Annotated in this window: 10 protein-coding genes; 4 read left to right on the plus strand and 6 right to left on the minus strand. The window is 59.5% G+C overall.

The features are described from left to right. Positions 1-298: 298 nt before the first annotated feature. Complete coding sequence (locus CCOY_RS05930) at positions 299-1,531, minus strand: YkvI family membrane protein (RefSeq protein WP_070449996.1); 1,233 nt, start codon at positions 1,529-1,531, stop codon at positions 299-301. Between the two features lie 290 nt (positions 1,532-1,821). On the opposite strand from CCOY_RS05930, the gene rpsA reads away from it, so the two are divergent. From rpsA to CCOY_RS05945, 3 genes are all read left to right on the plus strand, one after another. Next, a complete protein-coding gene (rpsA, locus tag CCOY_RS05935; RefSeq protein ID WP_070422931.1) occupies positions 1,822-3,285 on the plus strand; it encodes a 30S ribosomal protein S1 in 1,464 nt (487 codons plus the stop codon). A 100-nt stretch (positions 3,286-3,385) separates the two neighbouring features. After that, a complete protein-coding gene (gene coaE / locus CCOY_RS05940) occupies positions 3,386-3,979 on the plus strand; it encodes a dephospho-CoA kinase (protein ID WP_070771736.1) in 594 nt (197 codons plus the stop codon). Positions 3,980-4,056: 77 nt separating this feature from the next. After that, on the plus strand, positions 4,057-4,410 hold the full coding sequence (locus tag CCOY_RS05945; RefSeq protein ID WP_070483611.1) for a DUF4259 domain-containing protein: 354 nt from the start codon (positions 4,057-4,059) through the stop codon (positions 4,408-4,410). A 6-nt stretch (positions 4,411-4,416) separates the two neighbouring features. Here CCOY_RS05945 and CCOY_RS05950 read toward each other — a convergent pair whose 3' ends face one another. The 5 genes from CCOY_RS05950 to CCOY_RS05970 are packed head-to-tail and all read right to left on the minus strand — an operon-like array spanning position 4,417 to position 11,334. Then, entirely contained in the window at positions 4,417-6,153 is a 1,737-nt protein-coding gene (locus tag CCOY_RS05950; protein ID WP_092102452.1) for a choline/carnitine O-acyltransferase, read from the minus strand. Between the two features lie 24 nt (positions 6,154-6,177). Beyond that, complete coding sequence (locus tag CCOY_RS05955; protein ID WP_070422928.1) at positions 6,178-7,827, minus strand: ABC transporter ATP-binding protein; 1,650 nt, start codon at positions 7,825-7,827, stop codon at positions 6,178-6,180. Positions 7,828-7,846: 19 nt separating this feature from the next. Next, complete coding sequence (locus tag CCOY_RS05960) at positions 7,847-8,836, minus strand: ABC transporter permease (protein ID WP_092102455.1); 990 nt, start codon at positions 8,834-8,836, stop codon at positions 7,847-7,849. After that, positions 8,836-9,783, minus strand: a complete 948-nt coding sequence (locus CCOY_RS05965) for an ABC transporter permease (RefSeq protein WP_070422926.1) — start codon at positions 9,781-9,783, stop codon at positions 8,836-8,838. Before CCOY_RS05965 ends, CCOY_RS05960 begins: the two co-directional genes overlap by 1 nt. A 6-nt stretch (positions 9,784-9,789) precedes the next feature. Then, the gene (locus CCOY_RS05970; protein ID WP_244268720.1) at positions 9,790-11,334 is read right to left on the minus strand and encodes an ABC transporter substrate-binding protein; all 1,545 of its coding nucleotides are present in this window, start codon (positions 11,332-11,334) and stop codon (positions 9,790-9,792) included. Positions 11,335-11,482: 148 nt separating this feature from the next. Here CCOY_RS05970 and uvrB point away from each other — a divergent pair, with 148 nt between their 5' ends. Beyond that, positions 11,483-13,582: an excinuclease ABC subunit UvrB gene (gene uvrB / locus CCOY_RS05975; protein WP_070422924.1), complete on the plus strand. Its 2,100-nt coding sequence runs from the start codon at positions 11,483-11,485 to the stop codon at positions 13,580-13,582. Positions 13,583-13,599: the final 17 nt, after the last annotated feature.

The raw sequence follows: 13,599 nt of genomic DNA on the forward strand, positions 1-13,599 counted from the left end.
TCTATTTTGTTACCACCTAGCGGCGGGGTTCTCGATTAGGTACCGAGCCTCAGGCAGTGCTTAGATTTCACTCTGTTCTGGGGCTATTCCTCAAGAACCAGGTAAAACCTTAATTGCTACTGAGCGGGCGCACAGGCAATACACAGTAACTGTTAAGCATGTGACGGAATGTCTAATAAGTCGCAGCTTATGTGGACAGGTGAACGGCTTTTTGGATCCTTTAGTTACGTGGGGGTAAGTGCCAAAATCCTACCCCCGACACCTACCCCCGCTGGGGTGTTAGCGAGGCCTGATTGGCCTACACGTCACTGACGGTTTTCTCGTCGGAGGCATCCTCGACTGCGTCTTCAACTGCTTCTTTAAATTCATCCTCCTCGAGATTGGAGTCTTCAGCGAGATCTTCAATCTCGTCCGAGGTGTCGTCGTCAAGCGCGGCCTCAACAGCTTGAGCGCGGCGCTCGCCTTCTTCTTTCAGGCGGGTGCGGTGGCGGAAGTAGACGACGGTCATCACTGTCATCACGAACAGGCCGAGGTAGCCCAGGATCGGGTACAGGTTGGAAACGAGCGGCTGGAAGCCGGCGAAGGAAAGGCCAAAACCGACAATGCAGGCGATGGCATAGACCGGGTAGAAGCGCTCTGGGTTCTTTCTGGTGAGTCGCTTTGCCAGCGCGTAGAACATGCCCAAACAGGTGTTGAACACCATGAGGAAGATCACCCAGGTCATGATGAAGCCCAGGACTGGGTGGACGTTATCCAGCACGGTCAAAAGTGGCATGTCGTGGCCGTTTACTGCCTCGACCTGCATGAGCAGCGCGGCTACAAGAAGGGCAAGAAGTGCCACGTAAATGAGTCCACCAAGGACTCCGCCAATCCGCGTGCTCTTAGTGTCAAACTCATCACCGGCCATCACGATCGCCATCGAGACACCGCATAGGGCGTTTAGTCCCGTGTGGTTGAGTGCACCCAAGAACCAGTACGGGGTGCCGTCAGCGCGGTTTACTTCGTTGCGCGCAAAGTTATCCACCTCAGACCAGTCGACGCTGATCTGGGTGAACGAATAGATCGCGCCGATGAGCACAAAGATCACCAGCAGGGGAGTTGCCCAAGCGATGACAGAGGCGACGCGGTCAACGTCGAATCGGCCGACGATAAGCATCAGTGCAAGCATGAGTACCGCGCCCACCCAAATCTGCCAGTCGAATGCTTGGTTCAGGTTCGAGCCTGCGCCAGCAAACATGACGAAGCCAACGGAGAACATGCAGATAACCGCAGACCAGTCCATGAGGAACGCGGCAGGCTTCGATGCCACCTTGTAGAAGACTTCATTGTGTTCGTCGGCGAGGAAATACGACCCGAATGTGACAAACGCGGTGGCGGCTAGCAGCATGGTCACGCCAGCAACGATTACACCCCAAAAGCCCTGGGTGCCGTAGGCGACGAAGTATTGGAGTGCTTCCATGCCGGAGGCAAAACCCGCTCCGACGACGATGCCGACGAACGATGCTGCGACGGCAAGGCTGCGTTTCCACATAGGGTGAACACACTTTCTGAGTTGTAGAGTTATGGACTTACGTCATGGTAGTCCCTTGCTTATAAACTGCGTTGCAGTGCCCGGGGTCCAGATCATTTGCTCTAGCTGCGGAAAGTGTCTACACTCGTGCGGGCGTGTCTACGCGCGAGCTTGGCGTCCATCGTAATAGGAGGGTGTGGCGACCAGCCCGCTGCGAGATCAGCAACCGCGAGCGTTTCGGCGCTTACGCTGCTGAGAGAGACGCTTCTGTCCAATCACGATCTCCTATTTTTTCGGAGCACATACTACTTATGCGCACTACCAACGCACCCCAGGTTGCCATCAACGACATCGGTGGCCCTGAGGAATTCCTCGCCGCAGTCGACGAGACCATCAAGTACTTCAACGACGGTGACATCGTCACCGGCACCGTGGTCAAGGTTGACCACGACGAGGTCCTGCTCGACATCGGCTACAAGACCGAGGGCATCATCCTCACCCGCGAGCTCTCCATCAAGCACGACGTTGACCCGGAGGACGTGGTCGAGGTCGGCGATGAGATCGACGCGCTTGTCCTGACCAAGGAGGACAAGGAAGGCCGCCTGATGCTGTCCAAGAAGCGTGCTCAGTACGAGCGTGCTTGGGGCACCATCGAGGAGCTGCAGGCCAACGACCAGCCGGTTACCGGTACGGTCATCGAGGTCGTCAAGGGTGGCCTCATCCTCGACATCGGCCTGCGCGGCTTCCTGCCGGCATCGCTGGTCGAGATGCGTCGTGTTCGCGACCTGGATCCGTACATCGGCCAGGAGCTCGAGGCAAAGATCATCGAGCTGGACAAGCACCGCAACAACGTGGTCCTGTCCCGTCGCGCTTACCTGGAGGAGACCCAGTCTGCGGTCCGCTCCGACTTCCTGCACCAGCTGCAGAAGGGCCAGGTCCGCAAGGGCGTCGTGTCCTCCATCGTCAACTTCGGTGCATTCGTTGACCTCGGCGGCGTTGACGGCCTCGTCCACGTCTCCGAGCTGTCCTGGAAGCACATCGACCACCCGTCTGAGGTTGTCGCTGTTGGCGACGAGGTCACTGTCGAGGTGCTCGACGTCGATCTCGACCGCGAGCGCGTCTCCCTGTCGCTGAAGGCGACACAGGAGGATCCGTGGCGTGTCTTCGCCCGCACCCACGCTGTGGGCCAGATCGTCCCGGGCAAGGTCACCAAGCTGGTTCCGTTCGGTGCGTTTGTCCGCGTCGAAGAGGGCATCGAGGGCCTCGTCCACATCTCCGAGCTGGCTCAGCGCCACGTCGAGGTTCCGGACCAGGTTGTCAACGTCAACGAAGAGGTCATGGTCAAGGTCATCGACATCGACCTGGACCGTCGTCGTATCTCCCTGTCGCTCAAGCAGGCTGACGAGGACTTCGTCGAAGAGTTCGATCCGTCCCGCTACGGCATGGCCGACTCCTACGACGAGCAGGGCAACTACATCTTCCCGGAGGGCTTCGACCCGGAGACCAACGAGTGGATGGAAGGCTACGACGAGGCTCGCCAGCAGTGGGAGGCTCGTTACGCCGAGGCAGAGCGTCGCCACCAGGCACACGCTGCCCAGATCGAGCGTCACCGCGCCGCTGCAGCCGAGGCTGCAGAGCAGGCTGGCGATCAGGCCAATTACTCCTCTGAGTCTGCAGCTGCAGCTCCGGCAGCTGACCAGGCTGAGGAGAACATCGGCTCGCTGGCTTCCGACGAGCAGCTCGCTGCTCTGCGCGACAAGCTTGCTGGCAACTAAGCCACGACGAGTTCGTGCTTAGGGATTGCCTTTAAGCAATCAGCGTCAGCGCCCCGCATCACCGTCATGGTGGGCGGGGCGCTTTGCTATCTTCACATGCATGAAGAAAGTTGGACTCACGGGCGGAATCGGCAGCGGCAAATCCACAGTCGCACGAATGCTGGCAGACGAAGGCTTCCCAGTAGTGGACGCCGACCAGATCGCACGAGAGATCATGGAACCAGGCTCACCGGTGCTCGCACAGGTCGCGGAGGTTTTTGGCGAGGACCTTATCGACGACACCGGCGCCTTAAACCGCGCAGAGCTGGCGAAACGCGCTTTCTCTTCGACGGAGCAAACGGAGAAATTGAACGCTTTAACGCACCCGGCCATCCGCGCTGAATCCAACCGGCGATTCGATGAGGCAGAGAAGGCAGGCGCTCGCGCGGTGATTTACGACATGCCGTTGCTTGTGGATCTCGGCCTACACCACGACATGGACATGACGGTCGTCGTCGATGTTGATGTGGACGAGCGGGTACGCAGGCTCGTCGACAAGCGGGGGCTCACTGAAGCGGACGCGCGGGCGCGCATCGCGCAGCAGGTTGACGACGACACCCGACGGGCGGCAGCCGACATCGTTGTGGATAACAACGGGCCGCTCGAGGCACTTGCAGCACAGGTAGAAAAGGTCGTACGGATGATTGACGCGTGAGTTTCTCACTGGAAATACCGCGGAAATTCACTCTATGGCAATCATTGATTTACCTACGCCTTTTAGCGTGACGCGGTATGGGAACTTGGGATACAGGGCCGTTTGATAACGACCCCGCAATCGAAGCGGTTGACGCAGTGGTCAACGGCACATTCGACATTGCCCAATTCCGTTTCGATTGTGGGCTTGGGTCGCTGGGAACTGATGAGGCTGCATCCGTCATCGCGCTTGCTGCCATGCTTAACGGACATCTCCCCGAGCGACATAGTGGTGCCGGCGTCGATTCGCCGTTCACATTCGACGATCGGCAGTGGATCAGACGGCGCGCCCGTTCGATTCTTCGACCAGGTGGCTCGGAGCTCTACTCCATGTGGGAGGACGCAGGCGAACTTGACCAGTGGCTTGCCGAAGTGCGAAAGTACGCCGTCTGACTGTCCCTACTCAGCGTTTGTGCTCAACGTAGCGCAGAACTGCCAGAGCAACTCGCCGGCCTTTGTCAGGTTGGCCAGGAACTCTTCCGGCTGTTCGGCAGTCGCTGCGTTCCAGGAGACGCAATACTCCGTATCGTCGTGCAGCGGGGTATACGCGATGCCGAACCCTTCTGGCAACGCCGGTGCGAAGCAGTAGCGAACGATCTGAGCAGCGCCGCCGATCGAGGTCGTGGATAAGAAATCGCGACGAGCAGCGGTTACACGCGTGTCGTTGAAGAATGCGTGAGTGTCGTCGATAGTCGCCATCATCTGGATATGTCGGTCGAAGCCGTTGCCAGACTTGCACCGCTTCACCCATGCCCGATGCGCGTTAATAGCGGCCTCGAGGCCAGCCTGTTCAGCCGTACCCTCCACAAGCGCTCGCGCAAAAGCAGCAGCCTCGGGTGTGGCGGCGCGCAAGCACTCCGTGCGTCCGGCACGGAACTCACGCATGTCAACGGCCTCATATGCCGCGCGTACTCGGCCGTAGGTCAGTTGCTGCGCGATAGTCATCATTAACTGCGCTGAAGCATCGCGGCTGAACTTCAACGGCAGGTCCGCAGGCTGGTCAAACGGCACGTGCACGATGCGGGTACGCAATTTCTCCGCCGCGCCCGCAACCTCGGCAACGCTCTTCTCGATGCGCGTGGTGAGCGCGTTATCGAGATCCCAGCGCAGTTCCTGCGGCTTTGCGACGAAATCTGCGCCGACACCGATCTCCGCTTCTTGCATGCGCGTGATCGCGGTAACGAGGGTTCCGCCGTCCTGGCACGAGTGCTCAACGTGCACTGCACTCCAGGGATCTGTCAGGCTGAACTGGTAGCTCAGCGGCTTGTACGTCCATGCACCACGGGGGAGGAAGGTCAGTTCGTTGATCCGCTCCTCGTCGGAAGCGTGTGTGGTTACTCCGTAGTCGATCAGGTCGACGGTGAAGAGGAACTCCTGCAGACGTTTGTACACATCGCCGTTGTCGCCCTGTGCCAACATGTCCGGCAGTACTTCTGCAAGCGTTTCGGAGCCGAGCAGCGATGCCGCGTTTAAGTCCACGCTCTGCTTGCGCGGGGCGTCCAGAACCGTCTCAAGCGCGTTTCGCAGGTTCGGAGCTGCAATCGGCTCGCCAGCCTCGTCGGTCACGGGTACTGCGTAAAGGTGCCCATCGACAAACACGCCGATCTCGCGGTTGGCAGTGCCTGCGGTGGCGACGATGATCTCATCCACACCGGCACTCGGGTGGCGCAGCCCTCCGCCAAAGACAAACCACTGGTCTTGGGTAATGCGGTTGCCGCGCGCGTCCACGTAGTCCGGCAAGTCATCTCCCGCAGCTTGGAAGTGAACAACCAGCGCTCGCCGGATGCCGTCAACCACACGGTCCAAGCCAGTCTCCTCAGATGGCAGCGCCAGCTGAAAACCCACGTTCGTCGTCAGTGTCAGTGGCCCACGGGTTGCCAGGTAGCTCGAATACCACTCGTCGGAAAGCCAGTTCGTGCCTTCGGCCTCACGGGTTGCTGCGCGCTGCCGCAGTGCCTCGTCGAGACGCGGGGCTTGCGACTGCGCGAAGTCAGCGACGATCGCCTTCGCTTCTGCAAGCTCGGTCTCGTCGAGAACCGCCTCAAGCGCATGAATGTAAGCCTCGAGCGTGGACGAAAGATCCGGAACTGGCAAAGCTTTCAGATCGCGCGTCAACGGGTGCGGAGTAATGGGCACTTAAAAGCCTTTCTTCAAAGAGAGTTAAAGTTCCGGGATATTTGCTAACAAGGACTTGGTGTACTCGTGCGTTGGCCGCTCAAGAACATCATCGACTGGCCCTTCGTCCACGATAACGCCCTTGTTCAGCACCGCAATACGCGTGGCGGTGTGACGTGCCAGCGCAATGTTGTGGGTGACAAACAGCATCGATAGACCGCGCTCTGCGCGAAGGTCTGCAAGAAGCTCGAGGATCGATGCCTGGACCGACACATCGAGAGCCGACGTGATCTCGTCGCACACCAACACGTCAGGAGCATTCACGAGCGCACGCCCAATCGCAGCGCGTTGGCGCTCACCACCGGACAGATCACCCGGGCGACGGTCGTAGAAACTCCGGTCGAGCTGGACAGCTTCCAAGACGTCCTCGACGACCCTGCGGTGCTCCTTCCGCGACAACTTGCCCGACATGACAAGTGGCACGCTCAGCGACTCACCGATCGTGCGCCGCGGGTTCAACGAGGAAAACGGCGACTGGAAGATGTACTGAACGTACTGACGCTGATCCACGGTGCGCTCGCGGCTGCCGTGCTCAAGCAGTTCGCCCCGCAGGCGCACCTCTCCGGTGTAGCCAGGGTTGAGACCTGCGATTGATCGAGCCAACGTTGTCTTGCCGGAGCCAGACTCGCCGAGCAGAAGAATCGACTCACCCTCCTCGAGCGTGAGATCAATGCCGTGGAGGACCTTGTTGTCGCCGTAGGCCATCTCCAGATTGTTCACCTGCAGCAGCGGGGCAGCGCTATCGCGCTCCTCAACCTGGACGGCAGAGGCGATGCCGTGGCCGGTGATGTTCTTTCGACCCGGCAAATCTGGAATCGCGGCGAGAAGCTTTTGAGTATACGGGTGCTGTGGGTTGTACAGCACCGCCTGCGCAGGGCCTTCTTCGACGATGTCACCGCGCAGCATAACCACGACACGGTCCGCCAACTCAGCCACCACTGCAAGATCGTGCGTGATGTACAACGAAGCGATGTCGTTCTTGTGCGTCATCTCGCGCACGGTGTCCAGCACGTGGGCTTGGGTGGATACGTCGAGGCCGGTCGTAGGCTCGTCGAGAATCAGCACGTCCGGGTACATGGCGAACGCCATTGCGATACCGACGCGCTGCTGTTGGCCACCAGAGAGCTGGTGCGGCCAACGGGCCAAGTATTCGTCGGTGTCCGGCAAATCCACGTCGCGCATGACTTCGCGGACACGAGCACCAGCATCGCCATCGAAGGAGTGCACGTCGAGCACTTCACGGATCTGTTCACCGATACGCATCGTCGGGTTCAAACTCAGTGCCGGATCCTGCGGCACATACGCGATGCGGCTGCCGCGAAGTTCCCGCAGATCAGCTTCGCTGAGGTTGAGGACGTCATAGTCGGTTCCGTTTGCGGAATGGAGGGTCACGGTGCCGTCGAAAAGCATCAGTCCCGGGCGAAGATGACCCATAGCAGCCAAACCGGCAGTAGTTTTGCCCGAGCCGGACTCGCCGACTAGACAGACAATCTCGCCCCGTTTCAGCGTGTAGTCCACACCGTGGAGGATCTCAGCGCCTTCCAACGTGCCCAGGCGAAGGTCGCTCACGCTGAGCACAAAATCATCTGACGACTTGGTGTTGCCGTCTTGGTTCGCGGATATCGCGGTAGTCATTCGTCATTCCCCTTTGCTGCTATCCGTTGTGGCGGATGGGCTCGTGCTTCGGCACCCGTTCCGGGTCGATGGTCTGGTTGCGGCCGCGCTTTGGCGGTGTAGCAGTGGTTGCGGTGGCGCGCGCTGTGGCGTCGGCCAACATGTTGGTGCCGATAGTCAGCACAGCAACCGCAGCCACCGGCAGAAGCACGCCCCACGGCTGCAGCGATAGTGCGATGCGGTTCTCGTTGATCATCAAACCCCAGTCCGCAGCCGGCGGCTGGATGCCAAGGCCAAGGAAGGACAGCGAGGCAATCGAACCAATGGAGTAGGTCAGACGCAGACCCGCCTCCACAGCCAGCGGGCCGGTGATGTTGGGCGCGATCTCCTGGATGAGAATTCTCCAGTGCGGCACCGAATACATCTGGGCGGCGCGGATGTAGTCCTCGTTTGTCACGGACATCGTCGCAGCACGTGCCACACGGGCAATGCGAGGCGCGTGCGTCAAACCAATGACCAGGACGAGCACGGTTGCTGAGGGGCCAAAAATAACGATGGCCAACATGGCAAAAATTAGCTGTGGGAACGCCAAAATCACGTCGTTGAGCCGCATCAGCACCGAATCGACTTTGCCACCTGCGTATCCCGCAATCATGCCGATGATGGTGCCGACAACCATGCCGAGGACCGTGGCCAAAAACGCGGTCACCAACAGGATGAGGCCACCGGCAACGAAGCGAGACAGCACCGAACGGCCAAGGTTATCGGTGCCAAACACTCCGATGTCCGTAAATGGCAGGCCGATGAACTCCGTTGTGCTGCGACCGGTGATCTGCTCGGCGAAGAAATACCCGACGACCGCCAACGCGATGACAAGCCCCGTCAAGACGAGTCCGACCTTGCCTTCGGACTGTGCCCAAATTCGGGACAGCAATGGTTCCGGCTTGGACACCGACGTTTTCAGTTCAGAATCGTCGACCACGGGTTTCTGGGTTTTCCCTGGTTCTTGGGGGTGTACTGGTGCAGACATCAGTTACTCCTCAACTTCGGGTTAGCCGCAATGCTGACAAGATCCGCCAGTAGGTTGACCACGACATATACCGCGGCGATCAGCAGTGAGACAGCCTGAACAACTTGTACGTCGCGGTAGTTCACCGCATCGATGAGCGCGACGCCGAGGCCGGGGTAGCGGAACAGATACTCGACGACCACAATGCCGCCAGCCAGCCACGCGAGCTGGATTGCGACGACCTGTGCAATGGGCCCGACCGCGTGGGGCAGCGCATGACGGAACACCACGCGACGCTCGGGCACGCCTTTCAGTCGCGCCATCTCGACGTAGCCCGATTCCAGTGCCTCGATCATCGTTGCGCGAGTCATACGCGCCACATAAGGCGTGACGACGAACGCGAGAGTCAAGGTTGGCAACACCAGCTGCATTGGGAACTCCCACACACGACTGCCCGGAGGTGACATGGTCACTGCCGGCAAAATTTGGAACACCGAGGTAGCGAACAACGTGACCAGTGCGATACCGATGACGAACTCCGGCAGCGCAGCGAGAATCAACGTCACCCAGGTGATCGCCGAATCGCGCTTGTAACCGCGCCACCACGCCGCATACACACCCAGGAGCACGCCGACAGGGATCGAAATTGCCGCGGCGAGCAGCATGAGTACCAGCGAATTCACCAGTGGCTCGCCAAGCAGTTCAGAAACTGGGCCACCGGTGGACGTCGATGTGCCCAAGTCACCGGTGAAAATGCCTCCCAGCCACAGCAAGTAGCGGGTGACCGGAGGCTGGTCGAGATTCATTTCTGCCTCGAGCGCCGCGATACGTTCCGGCGTTGCCTGCTGGCCCAAAATTGCCGTAGCCGGCGAGCCAGGCAGAAGCAACGTCGCGCAGAAAATGATGACGGATACAGCGAACAGGATGAAGACACTCACCCCGAGCCTGCGAAGAATGAACTTGCCCATGTGTGCTTATGCCTCCGCAATCCAAACTCGCTCGAACATGGCCTGGCCCAGCGGCATACCGCCGGGGTGGGTTTGAAGCCCCACCACGTATTTGTGGTACGCGTCAATCTGGTTGGCAAAGCCCCAGATGATGTAGCCGCCGTCGTCGTAGAGACGCTGCTGCAGCTCGTGGATCATTTCGCTGCGTTTTTCGTCGTCGACAATCGTTCGGGCCTCGTTGGCCAACGCAGTGAACTCCGGGTCCACCCAGTGGGTCTCGTTAAACGGTGAATCCGCCGTTGCACACTGGTTGACCTGCTGGAGGAAGTTTCGCGTGTAGTAGAACGACAACGCGAACGGGTACTCCAGGTAGTTGCCGTCGGCGAAGAATGTCGAGGAATCAACCTGGTTAATAGTTACGTTGATGCCAGCAGGACGGACCTGCTCTGCGTATACCTGGGCGCTACGTAACGCGCCGGTCTGGATTTCAGCGGCGTTGAGGGTGACATCGATACCGTCCGGGTAGCCCGCCTCCGCGAGAAGACGCTTGGCCTCCTCGATATTCTGCCCACGCTGGGGAATGTCCTCCGGGTAGGCGGGGTCGTACGGGCTGAACATGTCGTTGCCCACTTGACCTTCGCCGGAGTAGACCTGGTCCACCAATTGCGGGCGGTCCGCGGCAAGGCGCATGGCGCGGCGCACGCGGACATCATCAAACGGTGCAACGTCCACGCGCATCGTCAGCGGCAACCACATGCCGGTCTGCGAAATGAGGGTGTCCAAGCGCGGGTCTGCATCGATCACACGTGCAAGCGAGTGGTTCAGGCTGCCGATTGCGTCAACCTGGGAAGACAGCAATGCGTTGAGCATGGCGTCCTCCTCCTGGAAGTCGATGATGACAACGCTGTCTAGGTAGGGAGTCTCTCCCCAGAAGTTCTCGTTGCGCACCATCTTCGTCGACTGGCCGGGGGAGAAGTGCTCAAGCTTGAAAGGGCCGCTGCCGATCGGGTTCTTGGGATCGTAGTCCTCCGGCACGATGCCCATTTGATACTCGGCAAGACTGTCAATGAGCGTCGCGTCCGGGGCATTGAGGTAGATGCGCAACTCATTCGGTCCGGTGACCTCCATCGATTCGATGTGGTTGATCGATGCAGCACCGGACTTCGGGTTGTCGGGATCGCGAATACGGTCGTAGGAGAATATGACGTCCTCAGGGCGCACCGGTCGACCGTCTGAGAACTGCACACCATCGCGCAGCGTGATGGTCCACACCGTCGCGTCGTCGTTTGGCTCAATAGCCGTGGCGAGGCGGTACTGCAGGTCGTAGTTGGAGTCGTAGCGTACGAGCGAGTCGTACATGTTGATCAAACGCGTGCCGTCAGAAGCACTCGTTGGAATGTGCGCATCTACGGTGTCGGTGGAAGAACCTCCGACGAGCCCCACCCGGAGCCTGCCGCCGCGACGAGGTGGACCAGAGGTGTTTATCTCCTCGACGGGGGCGGTGGTACACGACGCCAAGGCAAGGGTCGCTCCACCCAGCACGGTCGCCCGCAGCATCTGTCTTCGAGTCATCTGCATAGAACGCTTCACCTGTACTTTCCGACGTGCGCTGGTAGTGCGCTGTTAAATCTATAAGTACAAAGGTATTGTCTTTAGTGATTGCCTGCAAGCAGATTTACTTATAGATCCAGTTTTTGGTTTCGTCGATACACTGGCGAGCATGGCTTTTGCTGCTGAACATCCAGTCCTCGCGCAGTCCGAGTTTCGCCCTGTCGGTGAGATTGAGCGGCGCGAAAAACCATTCGAGGTGGTGTCAGAGTTCCAACCCTCTGGCGACCAGCCGCGCGCCATTGCCGAGTTGGATGAACGCCTCAACCGCGGCGAGCGCGATGTCGTGCTACTGGGTGCGACCGGTACCGGTAAGTCCGCAACTGCGGCATGGCTGATCGAAAAGCAACAGCGCCCCACCCTTGTGATGGCGCCGAACAAGACGTTGGCTGCGCAGTTGGCCAACGAGCTTCGCCAACTGCTGCCGAACAATGCGGTGGAGTACTTCGTGTCGTACTACGACTACTACCAACCGGAGGCCTACATCGCGCAGACGGATACCTACATTGAAAAGGATTCGTCCATTAACGACGACGTCGAGCGCCTCCGTCACTCCGCAACCTCCGCATTGTTGTCGCGCCGCGACGTCGTCGTGGTGTCCTCGGTGTCCTGCATCTATGGCTTGGGTACCCCGCAGTCGTACCTGGATCGCTCCGTTGTCCTGCGCGTCGGGGAAGAGGTGGAACGTGATCGCTTCCTCCGCCTGCTTGTCGACGTCCAATATGAACGCAACGACATCGACTTCAAGCGCGGTACCTTCCGCGTCAAAGGCGACACCGTGGACATTATTCCGGCCTACGAAGAAGTCGCGGTGCGTGTGGAGTTCTTTGGCGACGAAGTGGATTCGCTTTACTACATCCACCCGTTGACGGGCGATGTGCTCAGCCAGGAAGACGAGGTCCGGATCTTCCCGGCAACGCACTATGTGGCCACTGACGAGCGCATGGAAAAGGCGATCGAGGCGATTAAAGAAGAGCTTGCAGACCGCCTCGAGGAGTTGGAGAACAAAGGAAAGTTGTTGGAGGCTCAGCGCCTGCGTATGCGCACTGAGTATGACCTGGAGATGATCCAGCAGGTCGGGTTCTGCTCCGGCATTGAGAACTACTCGCGCCACATGGATGGTCGCCCCGCGGGCTCTGCGCCGGCGACACTGATCGACTACTTCCCGGAAGACTTCCTCACCATTATCGACGAGTCGCACGTCACCGTCCCACAGATCGGTGGCATGTTCGAGGGTGATATGTCGCGAAAGCGCAACCTGGTGGAGTTCGGGTTCCGTTTGCCGTCCGCGGTGGATAACCGCCCGCTGACGTTTGATGAGTTCGAAGCGCGCGTCGGCCAGACGGTCTACATGTCCGCGACCCCGGGCGACTACGAGCTTGAGGCAGCGCAAGGCGAGTTCGTCGAGCAGGTCATCCGCCCGACTGGCCTGGTAGACCCGAAGGTCACCGTGAAGCCGACGAAGGGACAGATCGATGACCTTATCGACGAAATCCGCGGCCGCACGGACAAAAACGAACGCGTGCTTGTGACCACACTGACAAAGCGCATGGCCGAGGATCTCACCGATTACCTGCTGGATAACGGCATCAAGGTCCGCTACCTGCACTCGGACATTGATACCCTGCAGCGTGTCGAACTGCTACGCCAGCTGCGCCTTGGCGAGTTCGACGTCTTGGTCGGCATTAACCTCCTGCGTGAGGGCCTCGACCTGCCTGAAGTTTCGCTCGTCGCCATCCTCGACGCCGATAAGGAAGGTTTCCTGCGGTCGACGAAGTCGCTCATCCAGACGATCGGTCGTGCAGCCCGAAACGTCTCCGGCGAGGTCATCATGTACGCGGACCAGATCACCGAATCGATGCAGGAAGCAATCGACGAGACCGAGCGTCGCCGCGAAAAACAAATCGCATATAACAAGGAACACGGCATCGACCCGCAGCCACTGCGCAAGGCTATCGCCGACATTTTGGATCAGGTCTACGAGAACGCGGATGCGGACGCGCCAGCGTCGCTGAGTTCAGACACCGCTGTCGCGGAGAAGCCAGATGTGGCGAACATGGCCTCTGACGAGGTGCAAAAGCTTATCGACGACCTCACCGTCCAGATGCGCGACGCCGCTCGGGAACTGAAGTTTGAGCTGGCGGGACGCCTCAGGGATGAGATCGCTGACCTCAAACGCGAACTGCGTGGTATTAAAGACACAGGAAATTAGCGAAAGGACAGAATCCT

Source organism: Corynebacterium coyleae (genome assembly GCF_030408635.1).
Classification (GTDB): domain Bacteria; phylum Actinomycetota; class Actinomycetes; order Mycobacteriales; family Mycobacteriaceae; genus Corynebacterium; species Corynebacterium coyleae.

Excerpts from the sequence above, each read along its gene's own strand:
- CCOY_RS05930 (WP_070449996.1), bottom strand. The coding sequence starts at position 1,531 with ATGTGGAAACGCAGCCTTGCCGTCGCAGCATCGTTCGTCGGCATCGTC.
- rpsA (WP_070422931.1), top strand. The coding sequence starts at position 1,822 with ATGCGCACTACCAACGCACCCCAGGTTGCCATCAACGACATCGGTGGC.
- coaE (WP_070771736.1), top strand. The coding sequence starts at position 3,386 with ATGAAGAAAGTTGGACTCACGGGCGGAATCGGCAGCGGCAAATCCACA.
- CCOY_RS05945 (WP_070483611.1), top strand. The coding sequence starts at position 4,057 with ATGGGAACTTGGGATACAGGGCCGTTTGATAACGACCCCGCAATCGAA.
- CCOY_RS05955 (WP_070422928.1), bottom strand. The coding sequence starts at position 7,827 with ATGACTACCGCGATATCCGCGAACCAAGACGGCAACACCAAGTCGTCA.
- CCOY_RS05960 (WP_092102455.1), bottom strand. The coding sequence starts at position 8,836 with ATGTCTGCACCAGTACACCCCCAAGAACCAGGGAAAACCCAGAAACCC.
- CCOY_RS05965 (WP_070422926.1), bottom strand. The coding sequence starts at position 9,783 with ATGGGCAAGTTCATTCTTCGCAGGCTCGGGGTGAGTGTCTTCATCCTG.
- CCOY_RS05970 (WP_244268720.1), bottom strand. The coding sequence starts at position 11,334 with ATGACTCGAAGACAGATGCTGCGGGCGACCGTGCTGGGTGGAGCGACC.
- uvrB (WP_070422924.1), top strand. The coding sequence starts at position 11,483 with ATGGCTTTTGCTGCTGAACATCCAGTCCTCGCGCAGTCCGAGTTTCGC.